The organism is Sandarakinorhabdus sp. FBCC-B8862 (genome assembly GCF_059745315.1).
In genome coordinates this window covers 2798368-2812960 of the sequence record NZ_CM185574.1, presented here as the reverse complement: position 1 = coordinate 2812960, position 14593 = coordinate 2798368, and the positions used below count along the sequence as shown (strand labels likewise).

The window sequence follows — 14593 nt, the reverse complement described above, 5'->3', positions numbered from 1 at the left end:
GCTGCAGGGTTGAATGCAGCGGCCTTAGCAACGGCGGGCCGGCACGGCAATCAGGCGAGGCTGGCCAGCGCCTGTTTCAGCATGACGCCGCACAGATGGGCGCGATAGTCGGGCCCGGCGTGGATGTCGCTGTTGAGATCATCGGCCGGCATCGCTGGCAGAGCGCCGCCGACAGCGATGGCGGCTTCGGCCTCGGCCCAGCGGAAGACGCCGGGACCGGCACCGGTGACGGCGACCCGCCAGTGGCCGCCATGATCGGCGACATAGACACCCACCACCGCATAGCGCGAGGCCGGGTGGCGGAACTTGGCATAGGCGGACTTGGCCGGGATCGAAAAGCCGATGCGGGTGATGATCTCACCATCGGCGAGTGCCGTGGTGAACATGCCCTGGAAGAAATCATCGGCCGCGTGGCTGCCGCGATCGGTTTCGATCAGCGCATCCAGCGCCAGGCAGGCGGCGGGATAATCGGCCGCCGGATCATTGTTGGCGACGCTGCCGCCCAGCGTGCCGCGGTTGCGCACCTGGGCATCGCCGATGCCGCTGGCCAGTGCGGCAAGGCCCGGAATGGCGGTGGCGCCGATGGCGACATCGGCATGGCGGGTCATCGCGCCGATCCACAGGCGGTTGCCATCGCGGGCGATGCCCGCAAGGCCAAGGCCCGACAGATCCACCAGCGCATCGGGCATGCGCAGGCGCGATTTCATCGCCGGAATGAGCGTGTGGCCGCCGGCGAGATAGGCGGCTTCACCGCCACCCGAGAAGGCGGCTGTGGCATCGGCCAGGCTGGCGGGGCGGACAAGAGCGAAATCACGCATTGGCGGCCTCCAGCCCGGCAGCGCCGGCCACGATCGCCTTCACGATGTTGAGATAGCCGGTGCAGCGGCAGAGATTGCCCTCCAGCTCGTGGGTGACGAGTTCGGGAGTGAGGCGGGTGCCATGCTTGCGCACGATTTCCAGGCCGGCCATCACCATGCCCGGCGTGCAGAAGCCGCATTGCAGGCCATGGGCCTCGCGGAAGGCCTGCTGCATGGGGTGCAGCGCCTCGGGGCTGCCCAGCCCTTCGATGGTGGTGATGGCAGCGCCTTCAGCCTGGGCGGCCAGCATGGTGCAGCTTTTGACGGCCACGCCATCGACCAGCACGTTGCAGGCACCGCACTGGCTGGTGTCGCAGCCGATGTGGGTGCCGGTCAGGCCCAGCGTGTCGCGCAGCACCTCCACCAGCAGGCTGGCGGCGGGCACATCGACATCATGGGCCTGGCCGTTGATGCTCAGCTTGATCTGCATGGCGTCTCCCCTGTTTTGCGGCCAGCCTATCAGGCCTGCGCGCGCGCCGCCATCATCGCTTTCAGCCCTTCGGCCTGTTCGGCCACGGCCTGGGCGCCCAGCGGGCTGGCCTTGGCGCGATCCCACCAGCCGGCAAGGCCAGGGCGGGCAGCCACCAGCGCCTTGGTTGGCATCGGGCCATCCAGCGCATCGAGGAAGAAGAACACCGGGATCATCGCGGCATCGGCCAGGGTGAAGCTGTTGCCATAGGCATATTCATCACCGGCGGCGCGATAATGCTCGATATAACCCAGCGCGTCGCCCATGCCCTGCATGGCGGCCGGCACGCCGGCCGGGTTTTCACGGCCGCGGAACAGGCCGCCCAGGCTGGGGACCATATAGGTGTCAACCAGCCGGGTGAGCAGCCGCACCATGGCGGCACCGCGGGCATCGGCCGGCACCATGGCCGGGCCGGGCAGCACCTGATCCAGATAATCGGCGATCACCTGGCTTTCCGGCAGCGCCAGATCGCCATCGATCAGCAGCGGCATCTTGCCGGTGGGGCAGAGCGCCAGATATTCCGGCGACTTGATGCCACCTTCAAAGCTGGCGAGGGCCACTTCGGCCCCCTTGGCGCGGCTGACCAGCAGTGGGCGCATCACGAAGGGAGAGAGTTTGCCGCCGTACAGGATCATGTGGTTCGTTCCCCGATCAGAGGCCAATGGCGGCCTTGTAGGTTTCGAGCAGTGCCTCGGCTTCCTGCCGGGCCTGGGTTTCCATCTTGCGCAGACGCACCAGGGTTTTCATCGTCTTGATGTCAAAGCCGGTGGCCTTGGCTTCGGCATAGACATCCTTGATGTCGTCGGCGATGCCCTTCTTTTCCTCTTCCAGCGTTTCGATGCGCTCGATGAACAGGCGCAACTGGCTGGCGGAGACATTTTCGTCGCTCATGTGTGTCCCTGAAAGTCTGGAGGCGTGAGGCTGCGGGTTACCGGACAGCGTCATTCTTCGCCAGCGATTCGGCCATGCGATCCAGCTGTTCCTGAGTGGCCGGCTGCTGATGCAGCGCCTTCCATTCGGCCTGGCTCATGCCATAGACATGGGTGCGGCCCTCGTCTTTCGAGAGCGCGAGGCCGCGCTTCTCGGCTTCCTCGTGCAGCCAGTCGCCCAGGCAGTTGCGGCAGAAGCCGCTCCAGCCCATCAGATCGATGTTCTGCACGTCGCTGCGCTGCCGAAGATGCAGCATCAGGCGGCGAAAGGCTGCCGCTTCAAGCTGTTCGCGCAGATTGTCATCGGCAAGGATTGTCATTTTCTCGTCGCTCTCCTGTGGCAATGCGCCGCATGTCAGGCTATCAACCGCAAAACGAACGTTCACAGTCGCAGCCAAGCAAAGGCCAATTTCATGTCGCGTCATCTTGAGCCCCGTGGTCGCCGGGTCAAGGTTCTTGCCACGCTGGGTCCGGCTTCGGCCAGCGAGGCGATGATCGCCCGCCTGCACGAGGCCGGAGCCGATGCCTTCCGCGTGAACATGAGCCACGGCAGCCACGAAGGCCAGGCCGCGCTGATCCAGGCGGTGCGCAGCGTTGAAAAGGCCAATGGCCGGCCGATTGCGATTCTGGCCGACCTGCAGGGGCCCAAGCTGCGCGTCGGCCGCATTGCAGGCGGCAGTGCCGAACTGGTGAAGGGCGCCGCCTTCCGGCTGGATCGGCAGACGGCACCGGGGGATGCGACGCGCGCCTGCCTGCCGCACAAGGAGATTTTCGCCGCCCTGCGCCCCGGCGCCCGCCTGCTGGTGGATGATGGCAAGATCGTGCTGCGGGCGCAGAGCGTTTCGGCCGATGCGATTGACTGCGTGGTCGAGGTGCCGGGCACCATCAAGGACAACAAGGGCGTGAATGTGCCCGATGTGGTGGTGCCGCTGCCGGCGCTGACAGTGAAGGACCGCGCCGATCTGGCCTTTGCGCTGGATTGCGGGGTGGACTGGATCGCCTTGAGCTTCGTGCAGCGGCCCGAGGATGTGGCCGAGGCGCGGCGGCTGATCGGTGGCCGCGCCGCGCTGCTGGCCAAGATCGAGAAGCCGGCGGCGCTGGAGCGGCTGGACGAGATATTGGAGCTGGCCGATGCGGTGATGGTGGCGCGCGGCGATCTGGGTGTGGAACTGCCGCCCCAGGCGGTGCCGCCGGCGCAGAAGCGCATCGTCGCCACCGCCCGCATGATGGGCAAGCCGGTGGTGGTGGCGACCCAGATGCTGGAATCGATGATCACCGCCCCAACCCCGACCCGCGCCGAAGTGTCGGACGTGGCGACCGCCATTTATGACGGGGCGGATGCGGTGATGCTGTCGGCCGAAAGTGCCGCCGGCCAGTTCCCGGTGGAGGCCGTCGCCATGATGGACGCGATTGCCGCCGAGGTGGAGGCCGATCCCGGTTACCAGGGCCGGGTGCATTACACCGAAATCGCCACGGGGCGTTCGACGGCGTCGGCCATCACGGCGGCCGCGGCGGACATCAGCCGCACGATCGGCGCACGGGCCATCGTGTGCTTCACCATTTCCGGTTCCACCGCCGGCCGGGCAGCACGGGAACGCGCGGCGGTGCCGGTGCTGTGCCTCACCCCGGCGCTGGCGACGGCGCGGCGCATGGGGCTGGTGTGGGGCGTGCACGCCGTGGTGACCCGCGATGTCGGCAGCTTTGAGGAAATGGTGGCCAAATCCAAGCGCATGGCCCTGCGCGCCCATCTCGCCAAGGGCGGCGACCCGCTGGTGCTGATTGCTGGGGTGCCGTTTTCAACGCCGGGCACCACCAATGTGGTGCATGTCGTGCGGCTGACCGGGGATGAGCTGAAGAATTATTGAGGCAGCAGGCCCAGCGCCCGCAGTTCGGCGGCCAGGGTAGGTGCGTCGCGGAACTGGTGGGCGACAAAGCCGTTGGCGGCGGCAGCCTCCACATTGTCGGCGCGGTCGTCGATGAAGAACCCCTCCCCCGGCGCCAGGCCGAAGCGGGACAGCGCGAGCTGGTAGATGGCCGGATCGGGCTTGGTCAGCCGTTCCTCCCCCGACACGATGATGTCGCGGAAATGATCGAACAGCGGCCATTGTGCCCGGAACGGCGGCCAGAATTCGTGGGAAAAGTTGGTGATGCCATAGATCGGCACATCGGCGGCGGCGAGGCGGGCGACGAGTTCGGGCATGCCGGCGATTGGCCCGGTGATGGTTTCGTTGAAGCGCGGACCGAACTGGCGGATCAGGTCGGCTTCGGCCGGGAAGCGGGCAATGAGTTCGGCGCTGGTTTCGGCAAAGGGCCGGCCGGCATCATGCTGGAAGTGCCAGGCCGGGGTGACGACATGGCCAAGGAACCAATCGAGCCGGGCGGGATCGGGGATCAGCGGCGCATAGAAGGCGCGGACATTCCAATCGACCAGCACATTGCCGACATCGAAGACGACCGCACGGAGCATCGGCGTTTCCCCAAACAGCAAAACCCCCGCCGGCTGGCAGGGGTCTCACCAAACCGACCGGCGCATGGCCGGTCAGGCCCTCCTCAGCCCTGGCGGGCCTTGAAACGGCGGTTGGTCTTATTGATCACATAGGTGCGGCCATGGCGGCGCACCACCTGGCAATCGCGGTGACGGCCCTTGAGGCTCTTGAGGCTGTTGCGGATCTTCATGACGTGTTCCGGCTCGTGAATCGGTGGCGTTTCGAGGGCTGGCAGCTAAGGGAGGGCCGGGGCTTTGTCAACCGCGCGGCGCTTGCCTGATGGCGGCGGCTCTGCCAGCAACGCCGGCACAGGTTTCAGGAGCATGACCCGTGATCAGCATCGATGCCGGCTTTGATTCCGGCAACATCAAGGTGGAACGCATCGCCGGACCGCACGAGATCGTGCTGTCAATCAACCGCGATGCCCACAGCGAATTTTACCAATGGTTCCATTTCCGCCTGTCCGGCGGGCGGGGCCAGCGCTGCATCATCCGCATCGTCGATCTGAATTTTTCGGCCTATCCCGATGGCTGGCCGGGCTATCGCGCCTGTGTTTCGGCTGACCGGCAGACCTGGACCCGGGCCGAGACCAGCTTTGACAAAACCCAGGCCAACGGCACGTTGACGATCATCGTCACGCCGGCGGTGGACCAGCTCTGGCTGGCCTATTTCGCGCCCTACAGCCTGGAGCGGCACCATGATCTGGTGGCCCGCATGGCGGCCCGGCCCGGCGTGACGGCTGACGTGCTGGGCCACAGCCTGGATGGCCGGCCGATTGACCGGCTGGTGCTGGGTGATGGGCCGAAGACCGTGTGGCTTTATGCCCGCCAGCATCCGGGCGAGAGCATGGCGGAATGGTGGATGGAGGGCGCGCTGGAGCGGTTGACCGATCCGGCCGATCCGGTGGCGCGGACGCTGCGCAGACAGGCAACCTTCCACATCGTGCCCAACATGAACCCCGATGGCAGTTTCCGCGGGCATTTGCGCACCAATGCGGCCGGCGTGAACCTGAACCGGGAATGGCATGCGCCGTCGGCGGAAAAATCGCCCGAGGTGCTGTGCGTGCTGGCCGCGATGGACAAGACGGGCTGTGACCTTGCCATGGATGTGCATGGTGACGAGGCCATCCCCCAGGTGTTCATCGCCGGGTTCGAAGGCATCCCGTCGATCACCAAGCGGCAATTGCAAGCGCTGCATGATTACAAGGCGCGGCTGGCGCGGATCAGCCCGGATTTCCAGACCGCCAAGGGCTATCCGGTGGCGCGGCCGGGCACAGCCAATCTGGCCATGAGCACCAACCAGCTGGCCGAGCGCTTTGGCTGCCTCGCCATGACGCTGGAAATGCCGTTCAAGGACAATGATGACCTGCCCTGCCCCAGCTTCGGCTGGTCGCCGGCGCGCTCCATGCAGCTGGGCCGGGATTGCCTAGCGGCGATATTGGAGACGCTACCCGACCTTGGCTGATTGATGGGGTGACGGGCCACGGGCACCCCCATATCGTGGCCGCCAAGAGGAGATAGACCATGGCCTATGAGCATATCCTGTTTGACGAAGCCGATGGCATCGCGACCATCACCATCAACCGGCCGCAGGCGCTGAACGCGCTGCACATCGGCGTGATTGCCGAGATGATCGACGCGGTGGACCGGGTGCGTGACGAGGGCACGGCGCGGGTGCTGGTGTTGACGGGTGCTGGCCGCGCCTTCTGTTCGGGCGCCGATCTGGCCGGCGGTGGGGCTGGCGGCGGTGCGCGCCGCTCTGGCCCGCCCGATGCCGGCGCCGTGCTGGAAAGCCATTTCAACCCGCTCTTGGAGCGGCTGTTCGCGCTGCCGGTGCCGTTCATCACCTCGGTCAACGGGCCGGCGGCGGGGGCCGGCTGTTCCTATGCGCTGGCCGGTGACATCGTGATCGCGGCCAAATCCGCCTATTTCCTGCAGGCCTTTGTCAACATCGGGCTGGTGCCGGATGTCGGCTCCACTTGGCTGTTGCCGCGGCTGGCCGGGCGGGCGCGGGCGCAGGCGATGATGATGCTGGGCGAGCGTATCCCGGCCGAGACGGCGCTGGATTGGGGCATGGTGTACAAGGTGGTGGATGATGCCGAGCTGGCCGCCGCCACCCGCGCTGTGGCCGAAAAACTGGCCAAGGGGCCGACCCGGTCCTACGCGCTGATCCGCCAGGGCATCCGCGAGTGCCTGGACAAGCCGCTTTCCGAAGGCCTGATGGTGGAACGGCGCAACCAGCTGCAGGCCGGGCGCACCGCCGACTTCGTGGAGGGCGTGAGCGCCTTCCTGCAGAAGCGGCCGGCGCAGTTCACCGGCAAATAAGGGCCGGGAACGCGCTGCCCCCTCCGTCAGCCTGCGGCTGCCACCTCCCCCGCGGGGGAGGATCTGGTTTGCGCTTCAGTCCATCAGCAGCACGGGCTTGACTGCCCGGCCGGCGGCCATGTCGGCCACCGCCTCGTTGATCCGGGCGAATTCATAGGTTTGCACGATCGGCGCGTGGTTGAAGCGGCCGGCGCGGTGGCGGCCCAACAGCCAGGGGATGAAGCTTTGCGGATCAGCATCGCCTTCAACCGCGCCAACCAGGCGGCGGCCGCCGAGCAGCGTGTTGGGGTTGATGCTGATTTCAGTGCCGGGCGCGGTAACGGCGAGCAGGGCCATCTGGCCGCGGGCCGCCAGCCCTTCCAGCCCGCCGCGCACCACGGCCGAGACGCCGGTGGTATCGACGATCCGGTCAATCCCGGTGGGCACGATGGCCCGCAGGGCCAGCGCCAGATCGGCGGCAGCCATGCCATTGCTGTTGATGGCGTGGGTCGCCCCCATGCGGCGGGCCAGATCGAGCCGGTCTGCCACCCGGTCCACCGCGACGATGCTGTGGCAACCCCGGTCCACGGCGGCCAGCATGGCGGCGAGGCCGACGCTGCCGGCGCCGATCACGGCAAAGCTGTGCCCCGATTGCACGTCGAGCGTGTTGTAGGCGGTGCCGGCGCCGGTCTGCAGGCCGCAGCCGAAGGGCGCGGCGAGTTCGAACGGCACATCATCGGCCAGCTTCACCGTGTTGCGGGCATAGGCGATGGCGTGGCCGGCAAAGCTGGATTGGCCAAAGAAGCCGCCATAGACGGGCGCATCGCCCTGGTGCATCGGCACCGCGCCATCGGGCAGCACGCCGCCATAATTGAGGGCCATGAAGCTGGCGCAATATTGTGGGTGGTGTGAGGCGCAATTGGGGCAGTGGCCGCAGCTGGCATAGCTGAGGACCACCCGGTCACCGGGGGCGACATGATCCACGCCGGCCCCCACCGCCAGAACCGTGCCGGCGCCTTCGTGGCCCAGCACATGCGGCAGCGGCGTGCCCTGTTCATAACGTTGCACGCCGACATCGGTGAAACAGATGCCGCAGGCCGCGAGCTTGACTAGCAGCTGCCCCGGCCCAGGATCGGCCAGCGTGACGGTTTCGAGGCTGAAAGGGGCGCCGCGGGCCCGCAGAATCGCGGCGGTGGTGGTGATCGGCATGGCGATGGTCCCCTGTTTTGCGCTCCAGTGTCGGCCCCGGCGCGCGCCCGCGCAACCGGCATGATTTGGCAGGGCGGCGGGGTGCCAAGTCGCTGAAATGGCGTGAGCGATGCCGGCATGCCGGGTGGGGGCTGCGGCGGGCGCTTGACCAAGTGTCGCGGCCCGTCCAATTACGGCGCCGATGACCACAGATGCTGCCACCGAGCTGAGCTTTGAAGAGGCGTTGAAGCGCCTTGAGGAAATCGTGCGCGCCCTGGAAACGGGCGAACGCAGCCTGGATGAATCGATCAACCTGTATGAAGAAGGGCAGCGGCTGAAATCGCTGTGCGAGGCGCGGCTGGCCGATGCCCGCCAGCGCATCGAGCTGATCCAGCAGAATGCCGCCGGCGAGCCTGTCGCCACCCGCCCTCTCGACGCGCAATAAGGCCCGGCCAATGGTTCCCTCCCCCGTGATGCTGAAGCCGGCGCTGGACGCCATCGGCAAGGCCATCGACCAGCGGTTCGACAAGCTGCTGGCGGTGCCGGACGACAGCCGCGCCCGCCTGTATGAAGCGATGCGCCACGCCGTGATCGGCGGCGGCAAGCGCATGCGGCCGCTGCTGGTGGTGGCGGCCTGCGACCTGTTCCATGTCGAGCGTGACCGGGCGCTGCGCGTCGCGCTCGCGATCGAGTGCATCCATTGTTACAGCCTGATCCACGATGATCTGCCGTGCATGGATGATGACGACATGCGGCGCGGCAAGCCCACGGTGCACAAGGCTTTTGACGAGGCGACCGCCGTGCTGGCCGGCGACTGCCTGCACGATATCGCCTTCGAGATTCTGGCCGATCCCGCCACCCACGAGGACCCGTTCGCCCGGCTGGAGCTGGTGACCGAACTGGCGGTGCAATCGGGCCCTGCCGGCATGGCCGGTGGCCAGATGATGGATCTGGTGGCCGGCGACGTCACCTATGATCTGGCCGGCATCACCCGGCTGCAGCAGTTGAAAACGGGCGCGCTGATCCAGTGGTGCCTGGAGGCCGGCGCCATCATGGGCCGGGCATCGGAAGGCCAGCGCAAGGCGCTGCGCGCCTATGCCCGCGATCTGGGCCTGGCGTTCCAGATTGCCGATGATCTGCTGGACGTGGAAGGCACATCGGCCAAGACCGGCAAGGCCGTGCAGAAGGATGCCGCCGCCGGCAAGGCGACCTTTGTGTCGCTGCTGGGCGTGGAGCGGGCGCGGGCGCAGGCCAATGCCCTGATTGATCAGGCGATCAGCCATCTTTCCAGCCATGGGCCGGAAGCCGATCTGCTGCGCGCCATTGCCCGGTTCGCGGTTGAACGCGACAATTGAGGGATCAGCCATGACCCGCATCGGCGTTTACCCCGGCACCTTTGATCCGATGACGCTGGGGCATCTGGACATCATCCGCCGCGGCGCGCGGCTGGTGGACCGGCTGGTGATCGGGGTGGCGACCAATCCATCGAAATCGCCGATGTTCACGCTGGCCGAGCGCAAGGCCCAGATCGTGCGCGAAACCGCCGACATTCCCAACGTGGTGGTGACCGAGTTTGACGAGCTGTTGATGAGCTTTGCCGAACGGCTGGGCGCCACCATCATCGTGCGCGGCCTGCGCGGCGCCGGCGATTTCGAATATGAGTTCCAGATGACCGGCATGAACCGGGCCCTGAATGATGACATCGAGCAGGTGTTCCTGATGGCCGATGTCGCCCTGCAGCCGATTGCTTCACGTCTGGTCAAGGAAATTGCTGTTTATGGTGGCGACATCCGCAAGTTCGTGACACCGGCCATCGCCGATGAGGTGGTGGCGCGGGTGAAGGCGAATGGATTGAAGGGCCAATGATGCGATTTTCCACCCTGATTGCGTGCGCGATGCTGTTGGCTGGTCCGGTGCTGGCGCAGGCGCCGCGCGTTGACCCCAAGGATCTGAAGGCGCCGCCCAAGCTGCCGACCATGGCCGCCCCGTCGAACATTGCCGGCGCGATGACCGAGGTGAACGAGGAAAATGTGCTGCTGCTCGATCTTTCGACCGGCGGCCGGGTGAAGATCGTGATGCGTCCGGATGTGGCGCCCAAGCATGTGGAGCGGATCAGGACGCTGGTGCGCGAAGGCTTTTACGACGGCACCGTGTTTCACCGCGTGATCGATGGCTTTATGGCGCAGGGCGGCGATCCGACCGCGACCGGCCAGGGCGGTTCCAAGCTGCCCGACCTGAAGGCCGAGTTCAACGATCTGCCGCATGTGCGCGGCGCGGTGGCGATGGCGCGCGCCCAGGGCGACGACAGCGCCAACAGCCAGTTCTATATCGTGCTGATGCCGACCCTGCGGCTGGACCGCACCTATACGGTGTGGGGCCGGGTGGTGGACGGCATGAAATATGTCGACGCCATCGAGAAGGGCGAGCCGCCGGAAAACCCGAGCCGGATCATCAAGGCCAGCATCGGGGCCGACAAGGTGGCACCGCCCGATTTTTCCGCGATCAAGCCGGCGGTGACGCCGATTCCGGCCGGGGCGCTGGATCTGCCGCCGCCGGCTTCGGGGCCGATCCCGCCGAAATAACCCCCCTGCCCTGCCACACCAACAAGGGCTGTTCCCCCGATGCTGGTTGATGATTTCGATTTCCATTTGCCCGAAGAGCGCATCGCGCTGCGCCCCGCCAGCCCGCGCGACAGCGCCCGGCTATTGACGGTGACCGGCCGCGATGTCGGCACGCTGGGTGATTTCAGCTTCATGGATCTGCCCGGCCGGCTGCGGCGCGGCGATGTGCTGGTGGTGAACGACACGCGGGTGATCCCGGCCCAGCTGCATGCGCTGAAAGGCCAGGCCCATATCGGCGTGACGCTGCACAAGCGCGAGACGGCCGACCAGTGGTGGAGTTTCGTGAAGAACGCCCGCCGCCTGAAGCCGGGGGACCGGGTGGATTTTGGCCCCGGCCTTGCAGGCGAGGTGCTGGACAAGGCCGATGAAGGCGGCGTGCTGTGGCGCTTTTCGGCGCTGCCGGGCGAGACTCTGGAGCAGGCGCTGGAACGGGTGGGGCAGATGCCGCTGCCGCCCTATATCGCCCGGCGGCGCGGCACCGATGCGCAGGATGCCGCCGATTACCAGACGCTGCATGCCGCCAAGGATGGCGCCGTGGCCGCCCCCACCGCCGGCCTGCACTTCACCCCGCGCCTGTGGGACGCGCTGGCGGAAGCCGGCATCACCAGGGAGACGGTGACGCTGCATGTGGGGGCCGGCACGTTTCTGCCGGTAAAAGCGGACAAGGTGGAAGACCACAAGATGCACGCCGAATGGGGCAGCATCGATGCCGCCACCGCCGCCCGGCTGAACGCGGCGCGCGCGGCCGGCGGGCGCATCATTTCGGTGGGCACAACCTCGCTCCGGCTGCTCGAATCCTGTGTGAGCGAGACGGGCGAGATCCGCGAATTCACTGGCGACACCAGCATCTTCATTTATCCCGGCTATCGGCTGAAGGCGATCGATGGCCTGATCACCAATTTCCATCTGCCGCGTTCCACCCTGTTCATGCTGGTTTCGGCGCTAATGGGGCTGGATGTGATGCGCCGGGCCTATGCCCATGCGATTGAACGGGAATATCGGTTCTACAGCTATGGCGATGGGTCGCTGCTGCTGCCCTGAACGGGCTGGCGGCGGGCGGCGGCTCTGCTAAAAGCGGGGCAAAGGGGGAATTGTCATCGCTGCCACGCCTGCCTCGCCGCCTGCCGGTGCACGCCGTTCGGGAACGCTGTATCTGCAGGTGCTGCTGGCCATCGCGGCCGGCGGCCTGATCGGCCATTTCGCGCCGGAAACCGGGGTGGCGCTGAAGCCGCTGGGCGATGGCTTCATCCGGTTGGTGAAGATGATCATCGCGCCGGTGATCTTTGTCACCATCGTCACCGGCATTGCCGGCATGCGCGATCTGGGATCGGTGGGCCGAGTGGCGGGCAAGGCCTTTGCCTATTTCCTGTGCTTTTCAACGCTGGCGCTGATCATCGGCCTCGTGGTGGCCAATCTGGTGCAGCCCGGCCAAGGCATGAACATCGATCCGGCCAGCCTGGAGACCGGCGCGGTCAATGATTATGTCAGCAAGGCGAAGGACCAGACCATCGTGGCCTTCCTGATGGGCATCATCCCGGAATCGCTGCTGGGTGCCTTTGTGGATGGCAATCTGTTGCAGGTGCTGTTCGTCGCGATCAGTTTCGGCATTGTGCTTGCGATGGGCGGTGCGGCGGCGCAGCCGGTGGTGGCGCTGCTGGAGGCGGTGGGCGCCGCGCTGTTCACGCTGGTTGCGCTGTTCATGCGCGCCGCGCCGATCGGCGCCTTTGGCGCCTTTGCCTTCACCATCGGCAAATATGGCATTGATTCCATTGCCAATCTGGCGGCGCTGGTGGCGACATTCTATTTGACGTCGATCCTGTTTGTGGTGGTGGTGCTGGGGCTGGTGGCGCGCGGCGCGGGCTTTTCCATCTTCACGCTGATCCGGTACCTCAAGGCGGAATTGCTGCTGGTGCTGGGCACATCCAGTTCGGAATCCGCCCTGCCCAGCCTGATGGACAAGCTGGAACGCGCCGGCTGCCCGCGCCCCATCGTGGGGCTGGTGGTGCCCACCGGCTACAGCTTCAATCTGGATGGCACCAACATCTACATGACGCTGGCGGCGCTGTTCATCGCGCAGGCGACCGGCATCGAATTGAGCCTGGGCGACCAGCTGCTGCTGCTGGGCGTGGCCATGCTGAGCTCCAAGGGCGCCGCCGGGGTGACCGGGGCGGGGTTCATCACGCTGGCGGCCACATTGTCGATCGTGCCGAGCGTGCCGATCGCCGGCATGGCGCTGATCCTGGGGATTGACCGGTTCATGAGCGAGTGCCGGGCGTTGACCAACTTCATCGGCAATGCCGTGGCCACCATCGTGGTCTCGCGCTGGGAGCGCGGGATTGATGAGGCGCGCTTTGCCGCTGTGTTCAAGGCTGGCCATTTTGGCCCGGCCGGGGCCGTGCCAGGGCCGGCAGCCGACCCCGATTGATCAGGCGGCGTTCATCGCCCAGTTGAGCAGCACGAGGAAGGCCGAACCGCCGAGCAGGGCATGCAGCGCCAGGCTGGGGCCGAGCACATCCGGGCGCGGCTTGGCCATGATGCCGGCGAACAGGCCGCTGAACACCGCAAAGCCGAGCAGCACCAGCGCGATGGTGGCATTCTGCTTCAGATCGGGATTGCCGCGGCTGCGCGAGGTGATCAGCATCACCACCTCCAGCCCGCCAAAGCCCAGAAGGAAATGGATCGCCTGCACCGCCTTGGGCGGGCGTTTGGCCGAGAGGAAGTACCAGCCCAGCACCAGGCCCAGCGCCACCACGGTGCCATAGATGGCGATCGGCAACCAGATGACCATCGCTCAGATCCTCCCCTCAACCGCCCCTTCTGTCGGCGCCTTATCACCCGGCACCAGTTTCAGCCACAGGCGATAACGGCCCGGCGGTCCGGCCAGGGCAAACGGCACCTGCAGGATGGCCATGCTGATCAACCGGCGCACGGCTTCGGGGTGGGCCGCCATCCCATCGGCCCACATGATCTGGCGGATCATGCCGTTGGCATCGCTGGTCACCACCATGTTCACCCTGCGTCCGCCGGGCGGCAGGTCGATGCCGGGCAGGTCATCGGCCAGCCGCTGCTGCACCAGGGCCCAGGCCTGGCCGGGGCGGGCGAACGGCACGGACGCTTCCGGCGCGGCGGCACAGGCCACGGCGGCGCGCCGGGCCACCACCGGCCACCACCAGCCCGGCCGCCACCGGAGCATCATGCAGCCGCCGATCTGATAATCATCATAATTGCCGCTGGTGCCGAACAGCCCGCCGACCCGGTGGTGGCCGCTGCTGGCCGCTTCGCCCGGCACCGGCGTGGTGCGAACATGATAGCTTCTGGCCCCGCGCCGGCCGCGGGTGACATATTTGTCGGTCACCTGCACCACCACATCGCGTGCCGGGCTGCCCGGTTTTGTGGCATTGGCCAAGTGCAGCAGGGTGATGCCAATGAGGCAGCCGGACAGCACGGCGGCCACCACACCGCCGCTGGGCCGTTTGCCCTGCCGGCGTTGCGCCGCGCCGGCGGCCTGCCAGAACGGCAGCGAGGCCAGCATGCCCAGCGCCGCCGCCAGTGTGGTGGGCCAGCCCCAGCCATCGGCCAGCGGTTCCGGCCAGGCGGTGATGATGGCCAGCACGCACAGGCCGGCCGCGACGAACAGCGGGCTGGAACTGGGCATGTGGAGGCGCAGCATCGGGCCAGCATAAAGATCACGGGCCAATTTGCCACCATCGTGCCACCGCCATTTCCGGCTAGAGATAGGT

19 protein-coding genes are annotated in these 14593 nt (G+C 66.8%); 9 read left to right on the top strand and 10 right to left on the bottom strand.

Features of this window, described 5'->3' with window-relative positions; translation table 11 throughout:
- Nucleotides 1–50 precede the first annotated feature (50 nt).
- The 5 genes from AC6BOR_RS13600 to AC6BOR_RS13580 are packed head-to-tail and all read right to left on the bottom strand — an operon-like array spanning nt 51 to nt 2575.
- Complete coding sequence (locus tag AC6BOR_RS13600; protein WP_498058912.1) at nt 51–818, bottom strand: FAD binding domain-containing protein; 768 nt, start codon at nt 816–818, stop codon at nt 51–53.
- Entirely contained in the window at nt 811–1287 is a 477-nt protein-coding gene (locus AC6BOR_RS13595; RefSeq protein WP_498058911.1) for a (2Fe-2S)-binding protein, read from the bottom strand. Before AC6BOR_RS13595 ends, AC6BOR_RS13600 begins: the two co-directional genes overlap by 8 nt.
- Before the next feature lie 29 nt (nt 1288–1316).
- The gene (locus tag AC6BOR_RS13590) at nt 1317–1961 is read right to left on the bottom strand and encodes a glutathione S-transferase family protein (protein WP_498058910.1); all 645 of its coding nucleotides are present in this window, start codon (nt 1959–1961) and stop codon (nt 1317–1319) included.
- Nucleotides 1962–1977: 16 nt separating this feature from the next.
- On the bottom strand, nt 1978–2217 hold the full coding sequence (locus AC6BOR_RS13585) for a DUF2312 domain-containing protein (RefSeq protein ID WP_086116578.1): 240 nt from the start codon (nt 2215–2217) through the stop codon (nt 1978–1980).
- A gap of 37 nt (nt 2218–2254) precedes the next feature.
- Nucleotides 2255–2575, bottom strand: a complete 321-nt coding sequence (locus tag AC6BOR_RS13580) for a DUF1244 domain-containing protein (protein WP_086116579.1) — start codon at nt 2573–2575, stop codon at nt 2255–2257.
- A gap of 93 nt (nt 2576–2668) precedes the next feature.
- Between AC6BOR_RS13580 and pyk the strand changes: the two genes are divergently transcribed.
- The gene (pyk, locus tag AC6BOR_RS13575; protein ID WP_094474801.1) at nt 2669–4120 is read left to right on the top strand and encodes a pyruvate kinase; all 1452 of its coding nucleotides are present in this window, start codon (nt 2669–2671) and stop codon (nt 4118–4120) included.
- Here pyk and AC6BOR_RS13570 read toward each other — a convergent pair.
- On the bottom strand, nt 4114–4722 hold the full coding sequence (locus AC6BOR_RS13570; protein ID WP_498058909.1) for an HAD family hydrolase: 609 nt from the start codon (nt 4720–4722) through the stop codon (nt 4114–4116). The two genes, pyk and AC6BOR_RS13570, sit on opposite strands and share 7 nt — an antisense overlap.
- Nucleotides 4723–4805: 83 nt before the next feature.
- The gene (gene ykgO / locus AC6BOR_RS13565) at nt 4806–4931 is read right to left on the bottom strand and encodes a type B 50S ribosomal protein L36 (RefSeq protein ID WP_086116581.1); all 126 of its coding nucleotides are present in this window, start codon (nt 4929–4931) and stop codon (nt 4806–4808) included.
- 140 nt (nt 4932–5071) lie between these two features.
- On the opposite strand from ykgO, the gene AC6BOR_RS13560 reads away from it, so the two are divergent.
- Nucleotides 5072–6205, top strand: a complete 1134-nt coding sequence (locus AC6BOR_RS13560; protein WP_498058908.1) for a M14 family metallopeptidase — start codon at nt 5072–5074, stop codon at nt 6203–6205.
- Between the two features lie 59 nt (nt 6206–6264).
- On the top strand, nt 6265–7065 hold the full coding sequence (locus AC6BOR_RS13555) for an enoyl-CoA hydratase-related protein (RefSeq protein WP_094474798.1): 801 nt from the start codon (nt 6265–6267) through the stop codon (nt 7063–7065).
- A gap of 75 nt (nt 7066–7140) precedes the next feature.
- On the opposite strand, the gene AC6BOR_RS13550 is transcribed toward AC6BOR_RS13555, so the two are convergent.
- Entirely contained in the window at nt 7141–8253 is a 1113-nt protein-coding gene (locus tag AC6BOR_RS13550; RefSeq protein ID WP_498058907.1) for an NAD(P)-dependent alcohol dehydrogenase, read from the bottom strand.
- Nucleotides 8254–8434: 181 nt separating this feature from the next.
- On the opposite strand from AC6BOR_RS13550, the gene AC6BOR_RS13545 reads away from it, so the two are divergent.
- From AC6BOR_RS13545 to dctA, 6 genes are read left to right on the top strand one after another with little or no spacing between them, the layout of a single operon-like run.
- Nucleotides 8435–8677, top strand: coding sequence for an exodeoxyribonuclease VII small subunit (locus tag AC6BOR_RS13545; protein ID WP_498058906.1), 243 nt, complete (start codon nt 8435–8437; stop codon nt 8675–8677).
- 10 nt (nt 8678–8687) lie between these two features.
- On the top strand, nt 8688–9587 hold the full coding sequence (locus AC6BOR_RS13540) for a polyprenyl synthetase family protein (RefSeq protein ID WP_086116586.1): 900 nt from the start codon (nt 8688–8690) through the stop codon (nt 9585–9587).
- Between the two features lie 10 nt (nt 9588–9597).
- Nucleotides 9598–10098, top strand: a complete 501-nt coding sequence (coaD, locus tag AC6BOR_RS13535; RefSeq protein ID WP_498058905.1) for a pantetheine-phosphate adenylyltransferase — start codon at nt 9598–9600, stop codon at nt 10096–10098.
- The gene (locus AC6BOR_RS13530; RefSeq protein WP_498058904.1) at nt 10095–10814 is read left to right on the top strand and encodes a peptidylprolyl isomerase; all 720 of its coding nucleotides are present in this window, start codon (nt 10095–10097) and stop codon (nt 10812–10814) included. Before coaD ends, AC6BOR_RS13530 begins: the two co-directional genes overlap by 4 nt.
- 39 nt (nt 10815–10853) lie before the next feature.
- The gene (queA, locus tag AC6BOR_RS13525; RefSeq protein WP_498058903.1) at nt 10854–11894 is read left to right on the top strand and encodes a tRNA preQ1(34) S-adenosylmethionine ribosyltransferase-isomerase QueA; all 1041 of its coding nucleotides are present in this window, start codon (nt 10854–10856) and stop codon (nt 11892–11894) included.
- Nucleotides 11895–11949: 55 nt separating this feature from the next.
- Entirely contained in the window at nt 11950–13278 is a 1329-nt protein-coding gene (gene dctA / locus AC6BOR_RS13520; RefSeq protein WP_498060662.1) for a C4-dicarboxylate transporter DctA, read from the top strand.
- On the opposite strand, the gene AC6BOR_RS13515 is transcribed toward dctA, so the two are convergent.
- Nucleotides 13279–13641 (bottom strand): hypothetical protein, encoded by a 363-nt coding sequence (locus AC6BOR_RS13515; RefSeq protein ID WP_498058902.1) that lies wholly within the window; start codon nt 13639–13641, stop codon nt 13279–13281.
- Between the two features lie 3 nt (nt 13642–13644).
- Nucleotides 13645–14550 (bottom strand): hypothetical protein, encoded by a 906-nt coding sequence (locus tag AC6BOR_RS13510; protein WP_498058901.1) that lies wholly within the window; start codon nt 14548–14550, stop codon nt 13645–13647.
- Nucleotides 14551–14593 lie beyond the last annotated feature (43 nt).

Bases quoted from the DNA above. Each gene is read 5' to 3' on its own strand.
- AC6BOR_RS13570 (WP_498058909.1), bottom strand. From the start codon at position 4,722: ATGCTCCGTGCGGTCGTCTTCGATGTCGGCAATGTGCTGGTCGATTGG.
- AC6BOR_RS13585 (WP_086116578.1), bottom strand. From the start codon at position 2,217: ATGAGCGACGAAAATGTCTCCGCCAGCCAGTTGCGCCTGTTCATCGAG.
- AC6BOR_RS13545 (WP_498058906.1), top strand. From the start codon at position 8,435: ATGACCACAGATGCTGCCACCGAGCTGAGCTTTGAAGAGGCGTTGAAG.
- AC6BOR_RS13595 (WP_498058911.1), bottom strand. From the start codon at position 1,287: ATGCAGATCAAGCTGAGCATCAACGGCCAGGCCCATGATGTCGATGTG.
- ykgO (WP_086116581.1), bottom strand. From the start codon at position 4,931: ATGAAGATCCGCAACAGCCTCAAGAGCCTCAAGGGCCGTCACCGCGAT.
- AC6BOR_RS13515 (WP_498058902.1), bottom strand. From the start codon at position 13,641: ATGGTCATCTGGTTGCCGATCGCCATCTATGGCACCGTGGTGGCGCTG.
- AC6BOR_RS13555 (WP_094474798.1), top strand. From the start codon at position 6,265: ATGGCCTATGAGCATATCCTGTTTGACGAAGCCGATGGCATCGCGACC.
- AC6BOR_RS13540 (WP_086116586.1), top strand. From the start codon at position 8,688: ATGGTTCCCTCCCCCGTGATGCTGAAGCCGGCGCTGGACGCCATCGGC.
- pyk (WP_094474801.1), top strand. From the start codon at position 2,669: ATGTCGCGTCATCTTGAGCCCCGTGGTCGCCGGGTCAAGGTTCTTGCC.
- AC6BOR_RS13550 (WP_498058907.1), bottom strand. From the start codon at position 8,253: ATGCCGATCACCACCACCGCCGCGATTCTGCGGGCCCGCGGCGCCCCT.
- coaD (WP_498058905.1), top strand. From the start codon at position 9,598: ATGACCCGCATCGGCGTTTACCCCGGCACCTTTGATCCGATGACGCTG.
- AC6BOR_RS13530 (WP_498058904.1), top strand. From the start codon at position 10,095: ATGATGCGATTTTCCACCCTGATTGCGTGCGCGATGCTGTTGGCTGGT.
- AC6BOR_RS13590 (WP_498058910.1), bottom strand. From the start codon at position 1,961: ATGATCCTGTACGGCGGCAAACTCTCTCCCTTCGTGATGCGCCCACTG.
- queA (WP_498058903.1), top strand. From the start codon at position 10,854: ATGCTGGTTGATGATTTCGATTTCCATTTGCCCGAAGAGCGCATCGCG.
- AC6BOR_RS13580 (WP_086116579.1), bottom strand. From the start codon at position 2,575: ATGACAATCCTTGCCGATGACAATCTGCGCGAACAGCTTGAAGCGGCA.
- AC6BOR_RS13600 (WP_498058912.1), bottom strand. From the start codon at position 818: ATGCGTGATTTCGCTCTTGTCCGCCCCGCCAGCCTGGCCGATGCCACA.